Consider the following 24,554-nt stretch of genomic DNA (forward strand, 5'->3'; position numbering starts at 1 on the left):
ATCCGCCGCGAGGCGAATCCGTTGGGTGTCGACGGGCAGGCCCGCGCTGGCTTTACTCCGGGCGTGCCCGGGTGTTGGCCAGCAGGCTGCGCAAGTTTGCGGCCTTGGGCTTTACCAGCCAGAATCGGCCAATGTAATCGTCGAAATTCGCCAACAGCTGCTGGCCCCACTCACTGGCAGTTTCCGCAATGTGCCCACGAATGATGCTGCGCAGGTGGTTGCGATAGGCTTCCATATCTTCACTGGAGATTCGCTGTATCTCCACAAGTTCGTGGTTGTATTTGTCAACGAAGGTATTGTTCAGGTCCAGCACATAAGCAAAACCACCGGTCATACCCGCTCCGAAGTTGTGTCCGGTGCTGCCCAGCACGGTCACCAGGCCGCCTGTCATGTACTCGCAACAATGGTCACCTGCGCCTTCTACCACCGCATGGGCGCCGGAATTGCGCACGGCAAAGCGTTCGCCGGCCGTACCTGCCGCAAACAAATTGCCACCAGTAGCACCATACAGACAGGTATTACCGATAATCGCAGTTTCCCGAGCCTTGAAAACACTGCCACGGGGGGGGTAAAGCACCAGCTTGCCGCCGGTCATGCCTTTACCCACATAATCGTTGGCGTCGCCTTCTAATATCAGATTCAGGCCGGCGACGTTCCACACACCAAAGCTCTGGCCAGCCGTACCGGTCAAATCCAGCGTAATGGGGGCGTCTGCCATACTTTGGTTGCCATGCAGAGCGGCTATTTCACCAGACAGCCGTGCACCAATGGAACGGTCACAATTCGTTACTCGATAACTCCAGGCACCACCGCTCTTGTTGTCGATGGCACTGCGGACGTCACTGAGCATTTTTTCCGCAAGCGTGCCCTTATCAAAGGGTTCGTTGCGTGGGACCTGGCAGGTTTGCGGTTTGTCCGCTGGAATTTGATCGTTGTTTAGCAAGCGATTCAGGTCCAGTTTACGCTGGCGTTCGGTATCACCCGGCAGACGCACCAGAAGGTCTGTGCGGCCTACCAGTTCCTGCAAGGAACGCACTCCCAGCTGTGCCATCCATTCACGGGTTTCTTCCGCTAAAAAGCGGAAGAAGTTCATCGCCATTTCAACCGTGCCTTTGAAGTGTTCTTCGCGCAGCTGCTCATTCTGGGTTGCCACACCGGTGGCGCAGTTGTTCAGGTGGCAAATTCGCAGGAACTTACATCCCAGCGCTACCATCGGCGTGGTGCCGAACGCAAAGCTCTCAGCACCCAAAATGGCGGCCTTCACCACATCCAGGCCGGTTTTTATGCCACCATCGGTTTGCAGGCGAACTCTGCCGCGCAAATCGTTGGCTCGTAGGGCCTGCTGGGTTTCCGCCAACCCGAGCTCCCAGGGCGAGCCGGCGTAGCGGATCGAACTTAGCGGGCTGGCCGCCGTGCCACCGTCGTAACCCGACACCGTAATTAAATCCGCATAGGCTTTTACGACGCCCGCTGCGATCGTGCCCACGCCCGGCTCAGACACCAGCTTCACCGACACCAATGCTTGCGGGTTAACCTGCTTCAAATCAAAAATTAGCTGGGCTAAATCCTCGATAGAGTAAATATCGTGGTGTGGTGGCGGCGAAATCAGCGTCACGCCCGGCACCGAATAACGCAAGCGAGCAATCAACGCGTTCACTTTACCGCCGGGCAGTTGACCACCTTCACCCGGCTTGGCGCCTTGGGCAATTTTAATCTGCATAACGTCGGCGCTGCGCAGATATTCAGCGGTAACGCCGAAACGGCCTGAGGCTATCTGTTTAATTTTGGAACGTTTCTCGTTGCCATAGCGAGCAGGGTCTTCGCCGCCCTCACCGGAATTGGAGCGTCCACCCAAGGTGTTCATAGCCACCGCCAGGGCCTCATGGGCCTCTGGCGACAGTGCACCCAAGGACATCCCCGCCGAATCAAAGCGGGTGAAAATTTTCTCTACCGACTCAACGTCGGCCAGGTCCACTGGCTGAATGCCTTCGCGGAGCCCAAGCAGATCCCGCAGCGTGGCCACCGGCCGATGATTGACCAACCCGGCGTATTCCTGATATTGACGATAGTCGCCGCTGGTAACAGCATCTTGCAACTTGGCCACAATATCCGGATTGAAAGCGTGGTATTCCTGGCCGTGCACGTACTTCAGAATGCCACCCGGTGACAGGGGCTTCCGCGGCTTCCAAGCCAGCTTGGCCAGTTGTTCCTGGTCGTGCTGAAAGTCGTAGAAATCGGCGCCCTGAATCCGGCAGGGCACGCCCTTGAAGCACAGATCGGCTACTTCATCGGCCAGCCCGATGGCCTCAAACAGCTGCGCTCCACGGTAGGAGGCAATGGTAGAGATGCCCATTTTGGACAGGATTTTGAGCAGCCCTTTGTTGATGCCCTTGCGGTAATTATTCTTGGCGTCGATGGGATCCACCAGCATTTCGCCGGTGCGAATCAGGTCATTAAGCACTTGGTACGCTAAGTACGGGTACACCGCCGTGGCGCCAAAACCGAACAGCACCGCAAAATGGTGAGGGTCTCGCGCCCAACCGGTTTCTACCACAATGTTAGAGTCGCAGCGTAAGCCCTGAGCCACCAGATGATGGTGCACGGCGCCGGTTGCCATGAGCGCGTTCACGGGCAACTGGCCCTGTTGCAAGTTACTGTCACTCAAAAGAATTTGTGATTTTCCATCGCGCACCGCCTGTTCTGCAGTGGCGCAAACGCGTCTAACGGCCTGTTGAAGACCCTCTTCCGGGGCATAACTCAATGGAATTGTTGCTACTGCAAAGCCGGGGCGCTCACTCGCCAACATGCGCTGGAATTTTGCCGGTGACAAAACCGGTGTCGTCAGAATCACCCGATCGGCATGCTCAGCCGCTTCTTCGAACACATTGCGCTCGGCACCCAGGCAGGTTTCCAGCGACATCACGATGGCTTCGCGCAGCGGATCAATGGGCGGGTTGGTGACTTGGGCGAACTTTTGGCGAAAATAGTCCGCCAGGTGACGCACTTTGCTCGACAACACAGCCATTGGCGTGTCGTCGCCCATGGAACCCACTGCTTCCTGGCCATTTTCGCCCAGAGGGCGCAGTATCTGATCGCGTTCTTCAAATGACACGTTGAACATCTTCTGGTGCACCAGAAGCTCGTCGGCGCCAAGCAGTTCGAAATCCGGGGCATCCTGATGCAGTGTGGACTCTACCCGCAGAGCGTTTTCCCGCAGCCAGCGTTTATACGGCTGAGCCGTTTTCAGACGCTGATCGATATCGCGGGTGTGCAGAATCTCGCCGGTTTCTGTATCAATGGCCAGCATCTGCCCGGGACCAACGCGACCCTTGGCTACCACGTCATCCGGCTTGTAACCGTAGGTACCGATTTCCGAGGCGACGGTGAGAAAATCGTTCTTGGTATGTACCCAACGCGCCGGGCGCAGGCCGTTGCGGTCAAGCATACACAGGGCGTAGCGGCCGTCGGTCAATACCAGGCCGGCAGGGCCGTCCCAGGGTTCCATGTGCATGGAGTTGTATTCGTAAAAGGCGCGCAGGTCTGCGTCCATGGTGTCTACGTTTTGCCATGCCGGCGGCACCATCATCCGCGCAGCGCGGAAAAGATCGACACCGCCTGCCAGCAGCAATTCCAACATGTTGTCCATGCTCGATGAATCGGAGCCTGTCAGGTTAACCAGAGGTTGCAGCGTTTTCAGGTCCGGCAGGCGCGGCGAGCTGAATTTGGCTGCACGGGCAATCGCCCAATTACGGTTGCCATCAATGGTGTTGATCTCGCCGTTGTGGGCAAGATAACGGAATGGCTGCGCCAGCGGCCAGCGCGGCATGGTATTGGTGGAAAAACGCTGGTGGAATACGCAAATGGCGGTCTGCAGATCCGGGTCGTCCAGATCGCGATAGAAATTCGCCAGGTCTGCCGGCATCATCAAGCCTTTATAGGCCAGCGTGCGGTGCGACAGACTGCAAATATAGAATTCGCTGTCGTCAGCCAGATCACGCTCGGCAAAGCGGCGACCAACAAACAAGCTGATGGCAAAGTCACTTTCTGGTTTGCCCGCAGGCAATACAAACACTTGCTCAATGCGTGGCATACAATCCAGCGCCATGGGGCCCAGGCAAGAAGTATCGACCGGCACATCGCGCCATCCCATCACCTCCAGCCCCTGCTCACACAGACGCCTTTCCAGAACCGCCTTGGCCGCCGCCGCCTGGTCTTCTTCAGAGCTCAAAAACACTTGGCCCACAGCGAACAGATCACCAGGCTCTTTGCCAAACTGTGCACGGGCAACCTTGCGAAGAAAACTGTCCGGGCTTTGCAGCAACAGGCCGCACCCATCGCCGGTTTTACCATCGGCGGCAATACCGCCGCGGTGAGTCATACACGTTAGCGACTCAATGGCGGTTTGTAGCAATTGATGGCTGGCTTCGCCCTTGGTGTGAGCAATCAGGCCAAAGCCACAGTTATCTTTGAATTCACCGAGTTGGTACAAGCCAGTCGTCATAAGCGCAATCTCTCTGTAAAAGCTTTTTTTATCAAAGAGCTATTAAAAATCATACAAATAGTTCTCTGATATTTCTAACATAGGTCGGACAGTTTACTCAGATGAAAATTCGCCGCTCAAACGGCATTTTTACATTTTAAACGTTATGCACCAGCACGGGTCAGGAAAACCCAAGAATTCCATCGGCGCACCAAAACGAGTCGTTTTTGGCCATTCGGGACTACAAACTCCGGTTCTCACGCACCCAGGGCACACCCGAAACCAGATCGGGAGGAAGAGTTTGTGCCGCCTGCTGTGCGGCATTCTGAGTGGGATAATTGCCCTGAAACACCATAAACCACTGTTTGCCGCTACGCTCACCGCGGGTATACACCATCGAATCTACTTGCGGATAACGACGCAAAACATTCAATGCGGTTTGCTCCAAGTTGCCGCCAACAAGCTGAATGGTCCAGCCGCCACTGCTGCGGCGTTGCGGCAAGGACACGAAGCGATCCGGCATGGCCGGCGTAAACGCAGCTTGAGCAGGCACTGCCTCCACTGTCGTTCGCGGCGAGGGTACAGGTTGAGCTTTAGCTACCGTTGCCGGCTCGGGCTCGGGCTCGGGCTCTGGATTATCAATGACCTGTTTTCCAGTGGGGTCAGTGCCTGCAATGGGGCCTTCGCCTGTCGCAAGCTGCCTGCCTGAGCGCGATGTTGGCTGCGCGACGGATTCGGGCTGTATCATCGACTCTCGCTCGAATTTGGGCTTTGAGTCATCCACAGGAATGACCGGCTCTGGTGCGCCCGAACCCATTGACGGCGTTGGCTGCGCTGCCGTGCGTTGCTCTGGTGCTGCCTCCGGGCCAATGGTTATGCTCTTGCGCACGCGCTCTGTCGTGTGTGCCTCAGCGTTGGCGTCTTCTTCGCTTTTCACCGTGTCGTACTGGCGGGAAACAAACCACCAGGAAGCAACCAGCAAAACGAGCGCCAGTAACGGCCATACCAACGTACGCCAGGGCATCTTGGCACGGTGCCGCTCAGGAGCCACACGGCCCGCCATATTCAGCCATACCGTAGGAGTTATACGTTGAATCGCGCAAAAGTTACCCAAACTGCGGGTATAAATCTGTTTTAAGCGATCCGGGCTTAACAGCTCACCGGCATTACCGCCAGCAAGCTTCACCCTAGGCTGCAGATATTCCGCCAGTTCATCTCGGCTTAGGGGTGCCAGTGTTATCTGGTGCACGTTTCCGGAAGCCTGTTGTGCAAGCTCCATCAAGCCATGCAGCGCTTCCGTGCCGGCGAACACCGGTAAAGCGGCCAAACTACGATTGGCGCCCAAAAAACCATTCAGCAAAAGATTCAGCACTTCTGCCGGCGCCTGCTCAGCGTTATCGATCAGCAGTACCATGCGCTGGCCTTTGCCGGCGCGCTGCTCAGACCACTTAAAAAACTGCGACAAGGCAGCCTTTGGACCGGCCTCTAAATCCAGGCCGCGGGCCACTATAGACAAATCCCGCACCAGTGCCTGAGGGCTACCCAATGCGGCACTACCCAGGCGATGAAACTCCAGCCGCGACGATTCGCTGCGCACCAGTTCTGCCAGCAGCCGGGTTTTGCCTAACCCGGATGGGGCACTGACCAACACCGCCATATCGCCGAAACCACTCATCTGGCGCAAGGATTCAAGGGCAGATTGGCGCTGGGCGCCGGTAAAAAACGGAGCTTCCATCGCGGAAGGGTCTGCCCGCAGACCAAAGCGCTCCTGTAGGCGGGGGAAAAGACCCCCGGCTTCCTGACTGTTCAGATTGTCGTCGTTGACCATGGCGATATCGTCTCGGGCTCTGGGTTCAACGCTGGCAAAAAGCGTTCAGGGTTGCTTCAAGGTTTTTGCGCGCAGTTTTGGCGGTCACAACCGCTTCGCCCACCGCCTGCAGCAGAACCAGCCTGAGCTGCCCATCTACGTTCTTTTTATCCACTGCCATCCGCTCTATGAAGTCGTCCGGGCGCATGGCTACAGGCGCCAGCGGCGGCAATCCGGCACGGCTGATCAGGTTGTAAATCTGCTGACATTCGGCAGCACTGATAAAACCTTCGCGGGCGGAAAGATCCGCTGCCATCAACATGCCGGTGCCAACGGCTTCTCCGTGTAACCAATTGCCATAGCCGGCGAACGTCTCGATAGCGTGGCCGAAGGTGTGGCCAAGATTGAGTATTGCCCTCAGGCCGCCTTCGCGTTCATCAATGGCCACCACTTCCGCTTTGCAGACGCAAGAACGGTAGATGGCCTCCGCCACATGCAGCGGATCCTTTTCAAGCAAAGATTCAAGATTCTGATCCAGCCAGTGCAGAAAAGGCAGATCGCGAATCAGACCGTATTTGATGACTTCCGCCATCCCGGCACACACTTCCCGGTCTGGCAGCGTCACCAGGGTATCGGTGTCAATCAGCACGACTTGGGGCTGATGAAAGGCCCCTATCATGTTTTTACCCAAGGGGTGATTGATGCCGGTTTTGCCACCAACGGAGGAATCCACCTGCGACAGCAGCGTTGTTGGAATCTGGATGAACGCTACGCCGCGCTGGTAGCTTGCCGCCGCAAACCCGGTCATGTCCCCCACTACGCCTCCGCCCAGAGCTACCAGGGTGGTCGTGCGATTGTGCCTGTGCTGCAGAAGGGCATCAAAAATCAGGTTCAGGGTTTGCCAGTCTTTGTGTTTTTCGCCATCCGGCAAAATCACCGAATCTACCTGCTTGCCTTCAAAACAGGCTTTTGCCTGCTCCAGATAAAGCGGCGCCACGGTGTGGTTAGACACAATCATAACCTGAGAACCGCCAACATAAGGCGTCAAGTCATATTGCCCCAACAGCTGCTGGCCAATCAGTATCGGATAGCTGCGTTCGCCCAGGTCTACCTCAAGTTCACGGAGTAATTTAGGCATGATGACGACCTTCCTTTCGAATCTGGCGTATGTGACGGGGTGTTTTTGGGTTCAGCAGATTAACCAGTTGGCGCACCACCAAACGCGGGCTCTTACGATCCGTGTACATGATGAAGGTGGCCAATTCGGTGTAAATAGGATCACGGATCGCAAAAAGGTGGCGTAACACCGCCTCCGGATCCGCTGTTTGCAACAGCGGACGATTTCGGTCTTTACGGGTGCGTTCTACCTGGTGCTCAACCGACGTGCGCAAATAAACAATCACCGAATTACGGCGCAGCAGTTCATGATTTACGTCGCGCATAACCGCGCCTCCACCGGTCGCAAGAATGATACCTGCCTCGGTAGACAGCTCGCTCAGCATGGCGGTTTCGCGCTGACGGAACCCGTCTTCACCCTCTACATCGAAAATCCAGGGAATATTGGCACCGCAGCGCTCTTCAATAATTCGGTCGGTATCCAAAAAGCGGTAGCCCAGCTCACGCGCTAGCATACGGCCGATGGTACTTTTACCGGCCCCCATGGGACCCACCAGAATAACTCGCTTGGGCAACAACATAACGTCCGCTCAATAAGGTTCAAGCCGGTCAGAATAGCATAGGGGCCGTCATTCTATAATGAATGTCCGGTTCTGCCGGGGTTGCAAAGGCACAAAAAAACCGCCGTTTTTAGGCGGCGGTTTTTTTGTTGCGGATAACTTAACGAACCAGGTCGTTTTTGATGATTTTCGGGGTGATGAAAATCAGCAGTTCGCTACGCAGCTCGGTAGTCTGAGTGCGCTTGAACAACCTGCCCAGGTAGGGAATATCGCCCAAGAACGGTGTCTTGGTGGTGGTTTCGGTGTTGGTCGATTCGAAAATACCGCCCAAAACAATGGTTTCACCGTTGGCGACCAGTACCTGAGTTGTCACCGAGTTGGTGTTGATGGCCGGACCGCTGGGGGTGTCTTCGCCACGGGAGTCCTGAGTCACCTCAAGGTCCATGATGATTTTGTCATCCGGTGTAATCTGCGGCGTTACCTCCAATGACAACACCGCTTCTTTAAAGGAAGTGCTGGTGGCGCCGCTGCTGCTGGCTTCCTGATACGGGATTTCCTGACCCGATTTGATAGACGCCGTCTGGCGGTCCGCTGTAACAACTCTGGGCTGAGACACGATTTCCGCTTTACCATCACTTTCCAACGCAGACAGTTCAAGGTCTACCAGGAAGTCATCGCTGCCAAAACCAATCGCAAAAGAAGAGGCCCCGTCGCCGCTAACGCCCAGATCTACCGCTAACGCCCCAGGGAAAGTAATCGTTCCAGATCCGCCGGTCGCAGCGTTGCGTGCCTCCTCAACTGCAGATTGTGAGCCACCTACGGAAATTACGTTGTTGCCACTCACGCTGTAAGCTGCTCCGCCCCAGCTCACACCCAGGCTCTCGGCCACGTTGGTTTGTGCGCGCACAATCCGGGCTTCAATGGAAACCTGACGCACGGGGACGTCCCAGGTGGACACCAGGCGACGGATCTCGTCCAGTTTTTCAATGGTTTCGCGCACGCTGATGGTGTTGGTTCGGTCGTCTGAGGAAATGAAACCGCGGCTTGAAATCAGCTCTTGGTCGGCCTGCACCAACGCTACTACTTCGGCCGCTTTTGCGTAATTGACCTGAATGATGTCCAAACGCACTGGGGCAAGCTCGGCGATCTGCTTGGTTGTTTCCAGTTCCAGCCGTTCACGAGCGGCGATTTCATCGGCGGGCGCTACCAGTAATACATTGCCAATCTGGCGCTTATCCAAGCCTTTGGTTTTCAAAATGAGATCCAGCGCCTGATCCCAAGGCACATTCTGCAAGCGCAGCGTGATGCTTCCACCAACGGTATCGCTGGCCACCAGATTCAAACCGGTAAAGTCAGCAATCAGCTGAAGCACCGAGCGAACTTCAATGTCCTGAAAGTTTAGCGAGAGCTTGTCGCCGGAATATGGGAACTTCTCTTCACGGCGGGTTACTGCTTCTTCCTCGCTGAGCCGTTCAACGCTCACGGTAAATTCGCTGCCAGACTGGTACGCAATGTAGTCATAGTCGCCTTCCGGACGAATTTCTATAACCGCACCGCCACCCTCAATAAAGGTGTCGATCCGTTGTACCGGCGTGGCAAAATCTGTCACGTCTAAACGGCGACGCAGGCGCTCGGGCACAGTCAGATCCGGCATGGTCAGTCTGATTTTTCCGCCCAGTTCGCTCAGGTCAACCTGAGTCGTCGTACTGGCCAGCCGCACAACCACACGGCCTTCGCCTTGTGCACCGCGACGAAAATCGACGTCTACCAACGCCGGCGCCGCGTCCGCTGCCGAAGCAACAGGGCTGGCACCGTCAGATCCCGAAACGCCACTGGCTAAATCTGCGGAATCGCCGCCAATAATCATCACCAACGCGTTATTATTGCGCTGAGTGGTGTAAGGAACCAGCTCAATCAGGTTGAAAATAAGGCGGGTACGGTCGTTGGTTTCAACAACGGTCATGCTTTGCGCATTCCCGCTGCCCAACGGCAAGCTGCGGGCACCCAGGGCACTGGTGGTGTCTTTCAGGTCTACCGCAATACGAGCGGGGCGCTCAATGGTGTAACCCGTAGGTTCAGGCGGTGGACCGTCAAACTGCAAAGTCACTTCCAGCCGATCCCCAGGTAAAGATGAAAACGACACATCCTGCAAAGTGGCAGCGCTGGCCAGGCTGGACAACAACCCAACGGTTACCGCACAGACAATTACGTTGAGTTTTTTGAACATCGCTAGCCTCGGCTTCAAGCATTTTTGTGCATTCATGTTGCTGTTATTCATTATTGTGCCGCTCCATCGCTATCACCTTCGTCCAGCGACAGTTGGCGCGGGCGTTCTACCCATCCGCCACGGCCATCGGGCACGATTTCCATCAGTTCGACGCGGGTCTCGCCAACACCCACAATTCGACCGTAGTTTTTACCGACAAAATTGCCGCTGTTAATACGGTGAATGCCGCCACTGCTGTCTTTTAACAAAGCAAACAGCGTGCCTGCGCTGTTACGCAGGGTGCCCACCATACCCAGTTCTTTCAGATCGAAGTTTTCCAGCACTTCTCGCGGCCGGTCCAGATCCGGTTTTACGTCACTCATCGCTTGCTGTTCCTGCTCGCTGATCATCGTCAGCTGCACGTCGATGGGAGGCTCAAACGGCGAGCGCTGATCTGATGCCGAATAGCTAAACGCCTCGTAAGCGCTGAACTCCGGCAATGGTTCGACAAAACCCCGGGGTTTTGCGCGGGTCTCTTCCATAAACACGTCGAGATCGGAAAAGCCGCTGCTCTGCGAGCAGGCTGTCAGCGACAATACCAGGCACAGGCCCAGACAGGCTTTTCCGGCATGGTTTACCGTCATGCTCATTCTCCGGCCCGGTAGCGATAGGTACGGGCAACAACCTGCATGTCCAGCTGATCGCTGTCCGCTCCGATGGGTTTAATCGTCAAATCATGCAGAGTCACGATACGCGGCAAGCTCGCCACGCTGCTAACAAACGCTGCCAGTTCATGGTAAGAGCCCGAAACCCTGATATTAATAGGCAGTTCGGAATAGAAATCCCGTTTCTGCTCCGGCTGCAGTTTCACTTCCTGCAGAGCCAGACCACTACCGAGCGCGGTATTGGTAATGTCTTCCAACAGGCCTGGCACTTCGGTTTCACTCGGCAATTGACGCACCAACGCACCGAAGGTTTCTTCCATTTCTACCATCTGCGCTTTGAACACGCTGAGGTTAGCCACCTGATAAGCCTTACTCTCATAATTCTTACGCAGTTCCAGCTCTGTACTTTTTACCCCGTCCAGTTGCGCAAACTGGTCTTTTATAAAGAACCAGTACCCGCCACCCATAATCAGACCAAACACCAGCAGTAGCACAATGGCTTTGACCGGTGCCGGCCAGATACCGGCGTTGTTTATGTCCAGATCATTGATATCGAATTCGTTCAGGCTTTTCAGCGAGTCCGCAAGGCTCATTGTTTCTCCTCCCCTTCAACGCCAGGGGTTTGCTGACTGACGGACAGATTGAACTGGCTGTAACCTGCACGGCGGGCATCAGCAGTCGACACGTTGGACAGATTGGGATTGGTAAACCAGTCGGAGTCTTCAAACTGCCGCATCAGCGATGAAATCCGACTGTTAGACTCTGCCATACCCACCAAGTCCAGGCGATCACCGACCTTCTTCAAATCGCTGAAATACAGGCCATCTGGCACAGTGCGCACCAGCTCGTCGAATACTCGCACAATAACCGGGCGCTTGCCTTGCAAGTCCTGAATGACTTTCATTCGTGCCAGCAGCTCGTTGCGCTTACGCTTCAGGCTTTCAATTTCTTTGATCTGCTCATCCAGCTTACTGGCCGCTGTTTGAATATAAGCATTGCGGGATTGTTGATAGGCAATGCGGCTGTCTACGTTGTTTTTCCACAAAAACACCAAGCCGCTAGCAATAATGGCAGCGCCCAGCAGCATCACCACAAACTGTTTCTGTTTTTCTGCCCGCAGCTCTTCACGCCAGGGCCGAAGATTGATTCTTGCCATCAGTCGAAGCTCCTCATTGCCAGACCACACGCGATCATCAACGAGGGAGCATCGTTACTCAACGCCGACGCATTAACCCGCGAGCTAACAGCCATATCCGCGAACGGATTGGCTACCAGCGTGGGCGTGCCTGTTTTTTCCTCTACCATGTCAACAAGCCCGGGAATTGCCGAGGTGCCGCCGGCCAAAACCACATAATCCACCGCGTTGTACTGGCTGGCGCCAAAAAAGAACTGCATCGCCCGAGCGACCTGCTGCACCACGGCCTCGCGGAACGGGTTCAGCACTTCAGCCTCATAGTCATCGGGCAAACCACCCTGCTTTTTGGCCAGGCCGGCTTCCTCCAGCGACAAACCGTAGCGACGCTGGATTTCTTCGGTTAATTGTTTGCCACCAAAGACCTGTTCGCGGGTATACACAGTTTTGCCTTCGGCAATCACGCTCAACGTGGCCATGGTAGCGCCCACATCCATGATCGCCACAACCAGATCGTCGCCGTGGGAGTTCAATTGCGATTCAATCAGTTGATAGGCACGCTCGAGGGCATAAGCCTCTACGTCAACCACCTTGGTGGTCAGGCCGGCAATATCCAGTGCGTCTTGGCGCACATCAACGTTATCTTTGCGGCAAGCCGCAATCAACACATCAACCTTGTCCGGGTTCGATTCAGAGGGGCCCTGTACTTCGAAATCAATCGCGACTTCATCCAGCGGATAAGGAATGTATTGGTCTGCCTCCAGGGCAATCTGGTCTTCCATTTCGAATTCGTTGATGCCGCCATCCATCTGGATCACCTTGGTGATCACCGCGGAACCGGACACGGCAACGGCCACTTGCTTGACGCCGGAGCGGGATTTCGATACCACACGCTTGATCACGTCACCTACGGCTTCAACATCCGTGATGTTTTTTTCCACCACAGCATTTGCAGGTAAAGGTTCGACGGCATAACTTTCAACCCGAAAGCGGTCGCCCTGTTTTGACAATTCCAAAAGCTTGACCGAGCTTGAGCTTATGTCCAAGCCCAGCACAGCACTGGATTTCTTCCCGAAAGATCCAAACACGCGCTCACCCTATAACTGGTTAATTGCAGCCGGTTATGTACTTTGTATGTTTTTTATTTAAGAGAAATTCTTCTGTTTTCCGATTACAATCCCTATTCTTCTTAACGCAGGGCTTTTGTATCAGCGAAGTAGTCTCCCTTCCTCATGCAATGGTTCAAATCATAGACCTATATCCAACTGTTGTCAGAAAAAAATGTCCTATTTGATGCGTACTTCTCGCCTTTTCATCTGGCTTTTTCTAACCGGACTGAGTGTTGCCCTCGTCCTCGGTTCCGGCTTCTATTTGTATCTTCGGCCGGGCCTGCCCGCCGCCGAGCAGTTGTTTGATATAAAGCTTCAAACACCGCTGCGGATATTCAGTCAGGACGGCAAATTAATAGCAGAATTTGGCGAAAAGAGAAGGACACCCGTCACAATCAAGCAAGTTCCCGAGCTCCAACTGCAGGCATTTCTTGCTGCAGAGGACGCCCGTTTTTATGAGCACTTCGGCGTGGACATAAGAGGCCTGGCGCGAGCCGCACTGGAACTGGCCTCTACCGGCCACATACAGTCCGGAGGCAGCACTATCACCATGCAGGTGGCAAAAAACTACTTTTTGTCGCGGGATCGCACGTTCATTCGTAAATTCAACGAGATTTTACTGGCCCTACAAATTGAACGTGAGCTAGACAAAAACACGATACTTGAGCTGTACCTCAACAAGATCTATTTAGGCAACCGCGCCTACGGTATTGCTGCCGCCAGCCAGGTTTACTACAACAAACCCGTGAGCGAATTAACGCTGGCCCAGATGGCTATGCTCGCCGGCCTGCCAAAGGCACCGTCAGCGTTTAATCCCCTGGCAAATCCAAGCGGCGCTCTAGCAAGGCGAAACTGGATATTGGGGCGCATGAAAGAGCTTGAGATGATTTCTCAGGACGACTATGAACAAGCCGTTAATGCCGAATTGACAGCCACCTACAACGCCACCGAAACCGAAGTAGACGCCGGTTACGTCGCCGAAATGGCCCGCTCTGAGATGGTTCGGCGCTTTGGCGATAACGCCTACACCGATGGCTACTCGGTGACCCTGACCGTTGACAGCGTAAAACAGCAAACTGCCACTGACGCCCTGCGCCAGGGGCTGGAAGCCTATGATCGCCGTCACGGGTTTCGCGGTGCGGTAGGGACCATTGACACCCAATCGTTGGACGCCAACGAGCTCGCCACAGCCCTGCGCCCTTACCCTAAAACCGGGCCGCTGATTCCTGCCGTGGTGTTGAAAATTGACGATAATAACGGCACGGCCGCGCTGCACGCCCGTTTTCTTGGCCCCGTGACCATGACGTTAAACACCATGACGTGGGCTCAGCGTTACCGCACTGAAAACCTGACCGGCCCAGCGCCAAAAAAACCGTCAGACGTACTCAGCCCTGGCGATGTGATTTATGTGAAGGCGCTGAATAAAGCCGCCCCCCGACCCACCGACGACGGCCAAAAACAACCCCTCACTGACGTCGTGCAAAACGTAGCGCTATATCAGGTGCCGCGAGTTGAAGGCGCACTAATAGCCTTAACCGCAGAAACCGGTGCCATTGAAGCGCTGAGCGGCGGCTATAGCTTCGGGCAAAGCAAATACAACCGAGCCATCCAAGCAAAGCGTCAGCCCGGCTCCACGTTTAAGCCGTTTCTCTACCTGAACGCTCTGGAATCTGGATTTACCCCGGCGACGCTGATTAACGACTCGCCCATCGTACTGGAAGAGAACGGCCAAGAAACAGCCTGGCGCCCGCAAAATTCATCCGGCCAGTTCTACGGCCCCACACGCCTACGCGAAGCCCTCTACCGCTCACGCAACCTGGTGTCTGTTCGCTTGCTACGCGACCTGGGCATTCAACCAATGCTGGCTTACCTCGAAAAGTTAAAAGTGCCCACTGCAGACATGCCCGCTAATTTATCGCTGGCACTGGGCAGTGGCTTGCTTTCGCCGATGGAACTGGCACGAGGCATGGCCGTTATTGCTAATGGTGGTTATGACGTAGAGCCTTTCCTGATCCGCCGAATTGAAGACGCGCGCGGCACCGTCGTCTACAAAGCACCCGACGTGATTCTTTGCGACAGCAACTGCGGTAACGCCGTCGAAATAGAAGAAATTGGCTTGCAGGACACGGACAACAGCGGTGACACAAACGACGACTTCATCGTAACCGAACTGAGCGACGAGCCTTTGGGAAGCGTCGTACAAGCGCCGGCCCGACTGATGCCAAGACTGGCCGACGAGCGCTCAGTGTACATTTTGCATTCTATGATGCGCGATGTAATCAAACTGGGCACCGGCCGCCGTGCCAGCGCCCTGAACAGGGACGATCTTGCCGGCAAAACCGGCACCACCAACGAACAGATAGACACCTGGTTTGCCGGCTTCAACTATCAGCAGGCGGTTATTGCCTGGGTCGGCTTTGACCAGCCAGCACCCTTGGGCCGGAACGAATTTGGCGCCAGCACCGCCCTACCCATCTGGATCGACTACATGAAAGTCGCTCTGGACCAGACGCCCTCTGCGAATATGCCGCGCCCCAATGGCATTGTGAATGTGCGCATTAATGCAGAAACCGGCAGGCGCGCCCGCCCCGGCGAAGAAGGCCTATTTGAGCTGTTCCGTGAAGAGGACGAACCCGAGGCCATCAGCGCAGAAGAACGCGGCGGATTGGGAACGGGCGACACCGACGATATTTCGCGGCAGCTGTTCTAGGCAACGGGTTGCGATTGGCCTAATTGCCGCCAATCAAAATAGCGAACCGAGCGCCCACAAAAAAACCGGCGGAGCCTGCATTTAACAGGCACCGCCGGTTTTCTATTCACTAACCGTTTGGTCGATTAAATAATATCGTCCATGGATTTAAGCGGGTAATGCGCCGGGTACGGGTTACGAGCTACACCGCTGTCAACCGCCGCACGAGCAACAGCCGCTGGAACTACTTCCAGCAAACGCACGTCCATCGGCTTTGGAATGATGTAGTTTCTACCAAATTCGAAGCTGTCAGCGCCGTAGGCTTCGCAGATTTCCTGAGGCACCGGCTCTTTGGCCAGTTCGCGGATCGCGTTTACCGCAGCAATCTTCATCTCTTCGTTAATCACGGTGGCACGAACATCCAGAGCGCCACGGAAAATGAAGGGGAAGCCCAGCACGTTGTTCACCTGGTTAGGGTAATCTGAGCGGCCCGTGGCCATGATCAGGTCATCGCGCACTGCGTTAGCAATCGCCGGGTCAATTTCCGGATCCGGATTTGAACAGGCGAACACAACCGGGTTAGGTGCCATTTTCTTGAGCTGTTCACCGCTCAGCAAGTCCGGGCCCGACAAACCCACAAACACATCGGCGCCGTCGATGGCATCGTCCAGAGTACGCTTGTCAGTGTCGTTGGCGAACATTGCCTTGTACTGGTTCAGATCGTCGCGGCCAGAGTGGATCACACCCTTGCGGTCCAGCATAAAGATATTCTCGGAACGCACACCACAGCTGATCAACAACTTCATGCAGGCAATGGCGGCAGCGCCGGCACCCAGACACACAATGGTGGCTTCTTCGATTTTCTTGCCCTGAAGTTCTAACGCGTTGAGCATGCCGGCGGCCGTTACAATGGCGGTACCGTGCTGGTCGTCGTGGAATACAGGTATGCTGCACTTTTCAATCAACGCGCGCTCGATTTCAAAACACTCAGGCGCTTTGATGTCTTCAAGGTTAATGCCGCCAAAGGTATCGGCAATGCGCTCAACAGTTTCAATAAAAGCCTGAGGGCTTTCAGAATTGACTTCAATATCAAATACATCAATACCGGCAAAGCGCTTGAAAAGAAGGCCTTTACCTTCCATTACCGGCTTGCTGGCCAATGGGCCAAGATTACCCAGGCCCAAAATCGCGGTGCCGTCCGTAATAACCGCCACCAGATTGCCTTTCATGGTGTATTTGTAGGCGTTTTCGGGGTCACGAGCGATTTCGCGAACCGGTTCGGCAACCCCGGGACTGTAGGCCAGTGCAAGATCGCGGGCTGTTTTTGTGGGCTTGCTGATTTCTACACTCAGCTTGCCAGGCCGCGGCTTGGCGTGATATTCAAGGGCTGCTTCTTTCAGATCTTGAGACATTGCCACTATTCCGTTTGTCACGTTTAAGGGTGTAAAGCCGCCATACTCAGTTACAAATATACTTATAGCGGGGCAGCATTATGGCCCGCGCCGTAGAAAACGACAAGGGCAATCCCACCATCCGTTAAATCGTCAATACGTCTTATTGCGTATGTTCGGCCACACAAGCGAGCTCTGTCATTTTTTAGAACAAAAAAAAGCGCCCGAAGGCGCTTTTTTGCAATTCGCTGGCATTAATCTTCTTTCTTGCCAACAATACGGCTGCCAAAACGCTTCTGGAAACGGTCAATACGGCCGCCGGCATCCATAACTTTCTGCTTGCCGGTATAGAACGGGTGGCACTGTGAACACACGTCTAACTGCAGATCCTTACCAACGGTAGAACGGGTATGGATCACATTACCGCAAGAACAGGTAGCGGTGATGTTGTCGTACTTAGGGTGGATACCTTCTTTCATGGCGAACCTCGTCAGGTTATGCCGCCACCTGGTCACGATTACGGCTGTTCCGAAGAATATTCCGTATGCCAGGCACCGCATATTTGAATCAATAAGAAAGACGGGGCACAATCGACCCTGTCCAACAGAGCGCGAATATTACTTGCAAACTGCCACCCAGGCAAGCGCCACACTGCTGAATTCCCATGCCCACCGGCGCAGGCCGCCGCAACTGGCACTTGCACAAGGATACGAACATACCGTGACACCAATAGCCACTGCAGCGCCTGCCAGACATAGCTTCCATCTAAATGCGCAAAACCCGTGACCAGAGTTGTACGCATCGCCATGAATCGCCCGCTGCGGCGGCTGTTTGACTACACCCTTGGCTCCGGCCTCAGCCTTCAACCCGGCCAGCGGGTGCAGGTTCCCTTTGGCCGCCAACAGATAACCGGACTGGTCACTGCGGTTGGCGTAACCCCGCCGCCCGGGGTATCACTGAAGCCGGTTCGAAGTGCTATGGAAGACTGGCCTGCGCTGCCAAAGGAAACACTGCGACTGCTGAGCTGGGCCAGCGACTATTACCAACACCCGTTGGGTGAATGCCTGTTTACGGCCTTACCGCCAGCGCTCAGGCGCGGCCGACCAGCATTGCGCAAAACCGAGGCCTGGTGGCGAGCCCGCAGCAGCGGTGCGGAGCTGCCACCCCAAGCCCACCGTCAAAAAGCCTTGCTAGCCTGGCTTTTGCAGTATTCCCAAGGCGCTGCCACAAGCGCCATCTTAAGCGCCGGCTTTAATCGCAGCCAGCTGAAGACCCTGGAACAAAAGCAGCTGATTGAAGCCACCGAGCCCGTGCTGGCAACAACACCCACAGAGAGTTTTGCAGCACCTACGTTATCACCGGCGCAAACAGATACCGCAGCACAGCTTCCAGAACCGGCCCAGGGCTTTAGCGCCTGCCTTTTGTACGGCATCACTGGTAGCGGTAAAACAGAAATCTACCTGCACTATTTAAAGCAACATTTGAGTGAACAGGATCAGGCCCTGGTGCTGGTGCCAGAAATAAACCTGACACCGCAAACCGTGGCCCGCTTCCAGCGCTATTTTGGCCAGCGAATTGTGGTGTGGCATTCGGCACTGAACGACAGCGAACGCCTCGACACCTGGTTGAAAATACGCCACGGCGAACCTGTCATACTCATTGGTACCCGTTCGGCGGTGTTATTGCCTTTTACCGGTCTGCGCACGCTGATTGTGGACGAAGAGCACGATAGCTCCTATAAACAAGGCGATGGCTTTCGCTATTCAGCGCGCGACCTTGCGGTATACCGCGCCCACCTGAATAAATGCCCGGTGATACTCGGCTCGGCCACGCCCTCGTTGGAATCGTGGCACAACGCGCAGCTGGGAAAATACACCTTGGCCACACTGGAGGAGCGAGCCGGCAACGCCAGACCACCGCAAATAAAACTGCTGGACATTCGCAGCCGGCCTTTAGAAGGCGGCCTGTCGCGCCCCGCCCTTAACGCAATCAAGCAGGTTCTGGACCACGGCGAACAGGTGCTGGTGTATGTGAATCGCCGCGGCTTCGCGCCGGTGATGATGTGCTTTGACTGCGGCCACATGGTGGAGTGCCCGCGCTGCGACACCCGCCTGACCTACCACCGCCGCGACAACGCCATGCGTTGCCACCACTGCGACTTTCAAGCCGCCGCAACGACCCAGTGCCCGAAGTGCCAAAGTGATGCGTTCAAGCCTGTCGGCCAAGGCACCGAACGCAGCGAAGACATACTGACCACCGCCTTCCCTGACACCCCGGTGGTGCGGGTTGACCGCGACAGCACCCAACGTAAAGGCAGCATCCAAGCCATTCTGAAAACCGTAAACACCGGCGAGCCCTGCATTCTGGTGGGTACTCAAATGCTGGCCAAAGGCCACGATTTTGCCAACGTAACGCTGGTGGTGGTTATAAACGCCGACGGTGGCCTGTTCAGCGTGGACTTCCGCGCCCCTGAACAACTTCTACAAACCCTGCTGCAAGTCAGCGGCCGTGCGGGTCGCGGCGACAAGCCCGGCACCGTGCTGGTGCAGACCTGCCATAGCGACCATCCACTGTTAAGAACACTTTGTACGGGCCGCTACGGGGATATGGCCGAACAGCTTTTAGCCGAGCGCGAAGACGGTCAGCTGCCGCCTTACCGCGCTATGGCCATATTCCGCGCCGAAGCCGACACCATGGAAAAAAGCCTGCAGATACTGGATACCGTAAAACCCCTGGCACAGGCTCCGGGCCTGGAAATCTGGGGCCCACTGCCAGCGTTAATTGCCCGTCGCGCCGACCGCTACCGCGCCCAATTGGTCATAAACGCTGATAACCGCAAGCGCCTGAACAAAACCCTCGCCGACGTTTGCCTGCATCTGGATCAACAAAAACAACCCTCCGGCAGCCGCTGGATGATCGACGTAGACCCGCAGGAGACCGGTTAAATGTACCGAATTTAGCCGTGACTCACACATTTGAAAAGAAATAGAAAAAGAAACTGCGATCGCAATTTTAGCGACAAAAGCTATGCTAGAATTTCACCGACGGTATATCAAAAACTTAAAAATATCCGAGCCACATCCTGTAGCGCTCAACAGAGGCCAAGGTGACGCCGGAACAGCAGCTTTGCTGTAGCGAACTGGAGAGAATAATGTCAGGGAAAATTCTTGCACGTGTGCCAGCATTGTCGCTTGCATTGCTGTTGGCAGCTTGCGGAGGTGGAGGTGGAGGTGACTCTACGCCTTTGGTAGATACTGAAAATGGTGGTGGCAACGGTGGCAACGTTGACCAAGAAGTCGCACTTAAACTGGGAACGGGCGATGGTGCTTCTTCATCATTCCAGGAAGGCCAAATCAAAGCCTCCGCCACATCGCTTTCTGCCGGAGGCTCCACCCGCCTCGAATTTAACGTCGTAAATGCCGCAGACGGCTTCAAAATTTACAACACTGAAGAAACGTCAGTATCTATCTCATCCCGATGTGAAAACGCCGTTTTCGACACCCCTATATCTACGATTTCTGGCTCGTTCAGCACGACTTATGAAGCCGGTTGCGCTGGCCCGGATGTTATAACCGCCAGGCTCAGCGATGGCAGTAGCGAGGCCATAGTAAATATTACGGTAGCGGCACCGGAAATTGGCGAACTTGAATTTGTTAGCGTAACACCCGATTCGATTGCCTTGAGCGGAAGTTCCAACAGTTCGAGGCCGAGCGTTTCGGCAGTAACATTTAAACTGACGGATAAAACAGGGAAACCGATTACAACTGGCGAAAAAATCGTTTTTTCTCTGTCAACCACGCTGGGTGGAACTACCCTCTCCCAAAATGAAACGAATAGTGACGAAAAAGGCTTAGCTACGACACGCGTCAATGCCGGCTCGGTCGCAACAGTGGTAAGTGTCACAGCGACCTACACACCAGAAAACGGCAGCCCTATTCAAACCACATCTGCGCCGATATCTATCAGCGCCACAATTCCCGATCAAAATAGCTTTTCTATCTCAGTTGCTGATAATTTTCTACCCAACGCAAGGAATTATGATGGTGTAGAGGTCCCCATTTTCATTCGTGCCGCCGACAGAAACAACAATCGAATCAGCGATGCAATTGTTAACTTTGTAACAAGTGGAGGATCTGTTCAGAGTGAGTGCACGCTTCAGGATGGTGTTTGCACAGTGACTTGGATTAGCCAAAATCCGAGAACGGATGATGGAGTTGTTCTGATTCTCGCTCGCACTGTTGGCGAAGAGAGCTTTAGGGATCTGAACAGTGATGGAAAATACATCAAGGCTGACGACAGTTTCGATCTAACAGATGATGATAAAGGCGAAACTTTTCTGGATCGAAATCGTGATGGCAAACGCGATATTGACGAAGAGTATTTCGATTACAACGATAACGGCAGATACGATCCAAAGAACAACATTTACAACGGAACAGCCTGCGCCGATACAGCGACAAACTGCACAACATCGTTACTTGAAATTTCACAGACTGCAAAATTGTTCATGACTAGCGACCTTATTGACATTGTTCACAACACCGATCCAGCGATCGCCGGGGAAGCTATCTGTGTAGAGGTTGCGGGCGTGTTTCAAAATAGCCAAAATATAGAAATCAAGGGCCCACCTCCTGGCGGCACAAATATTGCATTTTCACTAACAAGCGGTACTATTATTGGCCCTAGTTCTTTTGAGACAACCAATTCCTACAGGGAAACACCGGTAACTCAGTGCATTACTGTTGAAGACGGTAGCGTAACGCCAAATAGCACCCTAACAGTTGAGGTTACTCCACCAGAGCCTTACGGTGGAAACCCCTACATATCATCGATTGATATCAACGATTGATAAATTTTGCCGCCTTCGGCACTTTCTGAAGGCGGCCATTCATTTGAGAAGACTTCTACTTTCTACGATAAAACTACCCATCGATTTTGTGGGCACCCTGCCTCATTACCAACTCCATACCGACGAGCTACCCGACAGCATGAAAGAGACCGTTTCCGACCTGCTTCAGTCTGCCCTGGCGGCGCTGCAATCTGAAGGCGTTTTGCCAGCAGATCAAAGCTTTGCGCCACAGATTGGCAACACCAAAGACAAATCCCACGGCGATTACGCGTGTAACATTGCGCTGGTGGCAGCCAAGTCTGCCGGCTGTGCGCCGCGCAAGCTGGCGGAAGCCCTGGTGGCCAACTTGCCGGCCAGTGCAGCGGTCGACAAAGTGGAGATTGCCGGGCCCGGTTTTATCAACTTTTTCATGAGTACGGCCAGTGCCTTTGGCGTTGTGAATACGGCACTGGAACAAGCTGAAAACTTTGGCCGCAACCACAGTGGCAGGGGCGAAAAAGTACAGGTGGAATTTGTTTCCGCCAACCCCACCGGCCCTTTGCATGTGGGCCACGGCCGTGGCGCTGCAATCGGTGACTGCATTTGTCGGCTGTTGGATGCTAACGGATACCAAGTTACCCGCGAGTTTTATTACAACGACGCGGGCGCCCAAATCAACAACCTGGGGTTATCCGTTCAAGCCCGGGTAAAAGGCCTGACACCGGATCACGAAAGCTGGCCAGAAAATGGTTACCGCGGCGACTATATTGCCGACGTGGCCGAGGCCTATCTGGCCGGAAAGACGATTACAGCGGACGACCGCTCGGTGACCGGCCAGGCCGAGCCGGACAACCTTGAAGCCATCACGGATTTTGCCGTGGCTTATCTGCGCCGCGAGCAAGACCTTGACCTGAAAGCCTTTGGCGTCGAGTTCGACGTGTATTTCCTGGAATCTTCGCTGTACAACGACGGCAAAGTTGAGGCTACCGTAAAGCGCCTGCAGGAAAATGGCTACACCTACGAAGACGGCGGCGCCCTGTGGCTGAAAACCACCGAATTTGGCGACGACAAAGACCGGGTTATGCGCAAAACCGACGGTGGCTACACCTACTTTGTGCCAGATGTTGCTTATCATCTGGACAAGTGGCAGCGCGGTTTTAGCACGGTTATTAACGAACAGGGTGCCGACCACCATTCAACCGTTACCCGCGTTCGCGCCGGTTTGCAGGCGTTAAATATCGGTATTCCAGAAGATTGGCCAGACTATGTGCTGCACCAGATGGTGATGGTAACCCGTGGCGGTGAAGAGGTGAAAATCTCCAAGCGCGCAGGCAGCTATGTCACCCTTAGCGACCTGATTGAAGAAGTAGGTCGCGACGCCACCCGTTTCTTCCTGGCCGCACGGCGAGTGGATTCCCAGCTGACCTTTGACATTGATCTTGCACGCTCGCAAACCAACGAGAACCCGGTGTATTACATCCAGTATGCTCACGCCCGCATTTGCAGCGTGTTGCGCAAGCTGACTGTCGAAGGCGTGCAGCGTGGCCGTCACGAATGCGCAGGCGACCTGACTCTGCTGACGCTGGATGAAGAAAAAGAACTGGCCAACCAGCTGGCAAAATATCCAGAGCTGGTTGCCAGCGCCGCTGCCCAGCGCGAGCCCCACACCCTGAGCCAGTACCTGCGGGAATTGGCCGGCCTATTCCACAGCTATTACAACGCCCACAAGGTGCTGATTGAAGACACCGCCCTGCGCGATGCCCGCATCAGCCTGTACCTGGCCGTACGCCAGGTCATCGAAAATGGCTTAGGCCTGCTGGGCGTTCGCGCTCCGGAAGAGATGTAATCAAAAAAATGCCGCGAGACTACGCCCGCAAATCGTCACCTAACCAGGCTACTACGCCTCGTCAAAAGCCGGGCAAGCCTGGCCGACCTGCCCGCACCCGGGCGTCGAAAGCCGCGGCTCCGGCGCGAGCTCAACACGGTCGCCTGTCGATGAAATCGGTATTGGCACTGGCGGCTGTGGGCGGTTTTATCGGCTTTATTGTGTACCTGAACAACTTGCCTGGCAGCGAGGCACTTGCCAAAGACGCGGCGCCCAATGTGCAGAAGGCACCGGCTAAAACGCCGGCGCTGATACAACCGGAAATCGCCAAACCCCAATTCCGTTTTTACGAAATGCTGCCAGAAACCGAGATAATGCCGTCCACGGTGGACGAATACACGCCTGGCCCAGGCCGCCCGCAAGTCGATTACCTGCTGCAGTCCGGTTCGTTTCGCAAGGCCGAAGACGCCGAACGACAGCGCGCCGAAATCGCTTTCCAGGGTTTGCGCGCAGCGGTGCAAAAAGTCGATATGGAGGAAGGTAATGTCTGGTATCGGGTGAATGTAGGCCCATTTACCTCCCGCAGTCACATGAACGCTGCTATAGACAAGTTGGTGTCTATCAGAATTCAGCCACTGGTGCGGAAAATCCCCAAAAAGGGCTAGTCTCTTTTGCTTCCGGTGCGTAAATCTAACACTGAGCGCTGAACGTTCTGCCTTGAAAATCACGGCGCTGCCTCCATAACT

16 protein-coding genes are annotated in these 24,554 nt (G+C 54.9%); 5 read left to right on the forward strand and 11 right to left on the reverse strand.

Going from position 1 to position 24,554, the window contains the following annotated elements:
• Window positions 1-52: 52 nt before the first annotated feature.
• The 9 genes from gltB to MIH18_RS08650 all read right to left on the reverse strand — a co-directional run bounded on the left by gltB (window position 53) and on the right by MIH18_RS08650 (window position 13,054).
• Entirely contained in the window at window positions 53-4,501 is a 4,449-nt protein-coding gene (gene gltB / locus MIH18_RS08610) for a glutamate synthase large subunit (protein WP_249014325.1), read from the reverse strand.
• A gap of 220 nt (window positions 4,502-4,721) precedes the next feature.
• Complete coding sequence (locus MIH18_RS08615; RefSeq protein WP_249014326.1) at window positions 4,722-6,308, reverse strand: AAA family ATPase; 1,587 nt, start codon at window positions 6,306-6,308, stop codon at window positions 4,722-4,724.
• A 25-nt stretch (window positions 6,309-6,333) separates the two neighbouring features.
• Complete coding sequence (gene aroB / locus MIH18_RS08620; RefSeq protein ID WP_249014327.1) at window positions 6,334-7,425, reverse strand: 3-dehydroquinate synthase; 1,092 nt, start codon at window positions 7,423-7,425, stop codon at window positions 6,334-6,336.
• Complete coding sequence (aroK, locus tag MIH18_RS08625; RefSeq protein WP_249007654.1) at window positions 7,418-7,984, reverse strand: shikimate kinase AroK; 567 nt, start codon at window positions 7,982-7,984, stop codon at window positions 7,418-7,420. The genes aroB and aroK overlap by 8 nt, the downstream gene beginning before the upstream one ends.
• 139 nt (window positions 7,985-8,123) lie before the next feature.
• Window positions 8,124-10,241, reverse strand: coding sequence for a type IV pilus secretin PilQ (pilQ, locus tag MIH18_RS08630; RefSeq protein ID WP_249014328.1), 2,118 nt, complete (start codon window positions 10,239-10,241; stop codon window positions 8,124-8,126).
• Window positions 10,241-10,813, reverse strand: coding sequence for a pilus assembly protein PilP (locus MIH18_RS08635; RefSeq protein WP_249007652.1), 573 nt, complete (start codon window positions 10,811-10,813; stop codon window positions 10,241-10,243). The genes pilQ and MIH18_RS08635 overlap by 1 nt, the downstream gene beginning before the upstream one ends.
• A gap of 2 nt (window positions 10,814-10,815) precedes the next feature.
• Complete coding sequence (pilO, locus tag MIH18_RS08640) at window positions 10,816-11,427, reverse strand: type 4a pilus biogenesis protein PilO (protein ID WP_249007651.1); 612 nt, start codon at window positions 11,425-11,427, stop codon at window positions 10,816-10,818.
• Entirely contained in the window at window positions 11,424-11,990 is a 567-nt protein-coding gene (locus tag MIH18_RS08645) for a PilN domain-containing protein (protein WP_249007650.1), read from the reverse strand. The genes pilO and MIH18_RS08645 overlap by 4 nt, the downstream gene beginning before the upstream one ends.
• Window positions 11,990-13,054 carry a pilus assembly protein PilM gene (locus MIH18_RS08650; protein ID WP_249007649.1) on the reverse strand — a complete coding sequence of 355 codons (1,065 nt, stop codon included), beginning with the start codon at window positions 13,052-13,054 and terminating at the stop codon, window positions 11,990-11,992. Before MIH18_RS08650 ends, MIH18_RS08645 begins: the two co-directional genes overlap by 1 nt.
• 205 nt (window positions 13,055-13,259) lie before the next feature.
• Here MIH18_RS08650 and MIH18_RS08655 point away from each other — a divergent pair, with 205 nt between their 5' ends.
• Window positions 13,260-15,785 (forward strand): penicillin-binding protein 1A, encoded by a 2,526-nt coding sequence (locus MIH18_RS08655; RefSeq protein ID WP_249007648.1) that lies wholly within the window; start codon window positions 13,260-13,262, stop codon window positions 15,783-15,785.
• Window positions 15,786-15,910: 125 nt separating this feature from the next.
• Here MIH18_RS08655 and MIH18_RS08660 read toward each other — a convergent pair whose 3' ends face one another.
• Together MIH18_RS08660 and rpmE are read right to left on the reverse strand one after the other, a co-directional pair.
• Window positions 15,911-17,176, reverse strand: coding sequence for a malic enzyme-like NAD(P)-binding protein (locus MIH18_RS08660; protein ID WP_249007647.1), 1,266 nt, complete (start codon window positions 17,174-17,176; stop codon window positions 15,911-15,913).
• Window positions 17,177-17,409: 233 nt separating this feature from the next.
• Window positions 17,410-17,634 (reverse strand): 50S ribosomal protein L31, encoded by a 225-nt coding sequence (rpmE, locus tag MIH18_RS08665; RefSeq protein ID WP_249007646.1) that lies wholly within the window; start codon window positions 17,632-17,634, stop codon window positions 17,410-17,412.
• Window positions 17,635-17,937: 303 nt separating this feature from the next.
• Between rpmE and MIH18_RS08670 the strand changes: the two genes are divergently transcribed.
• The 4 genes from MIH18_RS08670 (at window position 17,938) to MIH18_RS08685 (ending at window position 24,473) form a co-directional block, all read left to right on the forward strand.
• Window positions 17,938-20,100 carry a primosomal protein N' gene (locus MIH18_RS08670; protein ID WP_249014329.1) on the forward strand — a complete coding sequence of 721 codons (2,163 nt, stop codon included), beginning with the start codon at window positions 17,938-17,940 and terminating at the stop codon, window positions 20,098-20,100.
• Between the two features lie 206 nt (window positions 20,101-20,306).
• The gene (locus tag MIH18_RS08675) at window positions 20,307-22,004 is read left to right on the forward strand and encodes a hypothetical protein (protein ID WP_249014330.1); all 1,698 of its coding nucleotides are present in this window, start codon (window positions 20,307-20,309) and stop codon (window positions 22,002-22,004) included.
• Between the two features lie 139 nt (window positions 22,005-22,143).
• On the forward strand, window positions 22,144-23,829 hold the full coding sequence (gene argS / locus MIH18_RS08680; protein ID WP_249014608.1) for an arginine--tRNA ligase: 1,686 nt from the start codon (window positions 22,144-22,146) through the stop codon (window positions 23,827-23,829).
• A gap of 8 nt (window positions 23,830-23,837) precedes the next feature.
• On the forward strand, window positions 23,838-24,473 hold the full coding sequence (locus MIH18_RS08685; RefSeq protein ID WP_249014331.1) for an SPOR domain-containing protein: 636 nt from the start codon (window positions 23,838-23,840) through the stop codon (window positions 24,471-24,473).
• Window positions 24,474-24,554: the final 81 nt, after the last annotated feature.

This window comes from Marinobacter sp. M3C (assembly GCF_023311895.1).
In the GTDB taxonomy this organism is placed as follows: domain Bacteria; phylum Pseudomonadota; class Gammaproteobacteria; order Pseudomonadales; family Oleiphilaceae; genus Marinobacter.

Bases quoted from the DNA above. Each gene is read 5' to 3' on its own strand.
- rpmE (WP_249007646.1), bottom strand. From the start codon at position 17,634: ATGAAAGAAGGTATCCACCCTAAGTACGACAACATCACCGCTACCTGT.
- MIH18_RS08675 (WP_249014330.1), top strand. From the start codon at position 20,307: ATGTCAGGGAAAATTCTTGCACGTGTGCCAGCATTGTCGCTTGCATTG.
- aroB (WP_249014327.1), bottom strand. From the start codon at position 7,425: ATGCCTAAATTACTCCGTGAACTTGAGGTAGACCTGGGCGAACGCAGC.
- MIH18_RS08635 (WP_249007652.1), bottom strand. From the start codon at position 10,813: ATGACGGTAAACCATGCCGGAAAAGCCTGTCTGGGCCTGTGCCTGGTA.
- MIH18_RS08660 (WP_249007647.1), bottom strand. From the start codon at position 17,176: ATGTCTCAAGATCTGAAAGAAGCAGCCCTTGAATATCACGCCAAGCCG.
- MIH18_RS08645 (WP_249007650.1), bottom strand. From the start codon at position 11,990: ATGGCAAGAATCAATCTTCGGCCCTGGCGTGAAGAGCTGCGGGCAGAA.
- argS (WP_249014608.1), top strand. From the start codon at position 22,144: ATGAAAGAGACCGTTTCCGACCTGCTTCAGTCTGCCCTGGCGGCGCTG.
- MIH18_RS08685 (WP_249014331.1), top strand. From the start codon at position 23,838: ATGCCGCGAGACTACGCCCGCAAATCGTCACCTAACCAGGCTACTACG.
- pilQ (WP_249014328.1), bottom strand. From the start codon at position 10,241: ATGAATAACAGCAACATGAATGCACAAAAATGCTTGAAGCCGAGGCTA.
- aroK (WP_249007654.1), bottom strand. From the start codon at position 7,984: ATGTTGTTGCCCAAGCGAGTTATTCTGGTGGGTCCCATGGGGGCCGGT.
- MIH18_RS08615 (WP_249014326.1), bottom strand. From the start codon at position 6,308: ATGGTCAACGACGACAATCTGAACAGTCAGGAAGCCGGGGGTCTTTTC.
- MIH18_RS08655 (WP_249007648.1), top strand. From the start codon at position 13,260: ATGCGTACTTCTCGCCTTTTCATCTGGCTTTTTCTAACCGGACTGAGT.
- pilO (WP_249007651.1), bottom strand. From the start codon at position 11,427: ATGAGCCTTGCGGACTCGCTGAAAAGCCTGAACGAATTCGATATCAAT.
- gltB (WP_249014325.1), bottom strand. From the start codon at position 4,501: ATGACGACTGGCTTGTACCAACTCGGTGAATTCAAAGATAACTGTGGC.